Genomic DNA, 1,015 nt, shown 5'->3' on the forward strand with positions numbered 1-1,015 from the left:
TGCGCTTAGGGGAAACACCCGTTCCCATCCCGAACACGTAGGTTAAGACCTAAGCGGTTGATGATACTTGGCTGGAGACGGCCTGGGAAAGTAAATGGTTGCCAACATAAAACGGGGTGTGGCTCAGTTTGGCTAGAGCGCCTGATTTGGGTTCAGGAGGCCGCAGGTTCGAGTCCTGTCACCCCGACTATATGGGTCACTAGCTCAGTCGGTAGAGCACTTGACTTTTAATCAAGTTGTCCGGGGTTCGATTCCCCGGTGGCTCATAATTTTAAATAAGGCCCAGTGGTACAGTTGGTTAGCACGCCGCCCTGTCACGGCGGAGGTCGAGGGTTCGAGTCCCTTCTGGGTCGCTTTAAACCACTACTGGTTTTAAAAAATGAATATGCGGGTGTAGTTCAATGGTAGAACTTCAGCCTTCCAAGCTGACTACGTGGGTTCGATTCCCATCACCCGCTCTTTATGGCCCGTTGGTCAAGCGGTCAAGACACCGCCCTTTCACGGCGGTAACACGAGTTCGATTCTCGTACGGGTCATTCTTTTAAAAGAGCTATCATGAAATTTTAAATAATTTCATGATAGCTCTTTTTATTTCTATAATCTAAATTGTACTTTTTTCATTGATGTAATACATTAAGGTTTCTTTGTAATCGTTTATTGTTGTTTTTTCGCTAGTCATGATAGTATATCCCCACTGTTCCAGAAGCTTTGAGTTTCTCAGAGTTATTATATTTTAAAATCCATCTAGATATTGTTCACAATAATAGATTTTATTTTTAGAAGTTATCTTAGGCATAGAAAATACCCCATTCTAAATAGCAAGTGTTTTTATTATTTTAATTATTTACATAAAAAAGGGGTATATCAATTAATATGTTAGATTGATTTGATAACACTGCTTTGAAGTTGAAATATTTAAAATATTTAAAATATATAAAATATATAATCAATAAATGAAAAATATGTTATAATATAGAGTAATCATAAGCGTTAACTTAAGACTAAGTTTTTCCGG

The 1,015-nt window shown here is 38.5% G+C and carries 5 tRNA genes and 1 rRNA gene; all 6 read left to right on the forward strand.

Annotated features, from left to right (window positions below):
* Positions 1–107: ribosomal RNA gene (gene rrf / locus JCM14822_RS18710) — 5S ribosomal RNA — on the forward strand; the annotation flags it as partial.
* A gap of 5 nt (positions 108–112) precedes the next feature.
* Positions 113–187: transfer RNA gene (locus JCM14822_RS18715), tRNA-Pro, on the forward strand.
* 6 nt (positions 188–193) lie between these two features.
* Positions 194–266, forward strand: a tRNA-Lys gene (locus JCM14822_RS18720).
* 13 nt (positions 267–279) lie between these two features.
* A tRNA-Asp gene (locus tag JCM14822_RS18725) sits at positions 280–353 on the forward strand.
* 34 nt (positions 354–387) lie between these two features.
* A tRNA-Gly gene (locus JCM14822_RS18730) sits at positions 388–458 on the forward strand.
* 6 nt (positions 459–464) lie between these two features.
* Positions 465–536, forward strand: a tRNA-Glu gene (locus JCM14822_RS18735).
* Positions 537–1,015 lie beyond the last annotated feature (479 nt).

Source organism: Cellulosilyticum ruminicola JCM 14822, assembly GCF_001311925.1.
Lineage (GTDB): Bacteria > Bacillota > Clostridia > Lachnospirales > Cellulosilyticaceae > Cellulosilyticum > Cellulosilyticum ruminicola.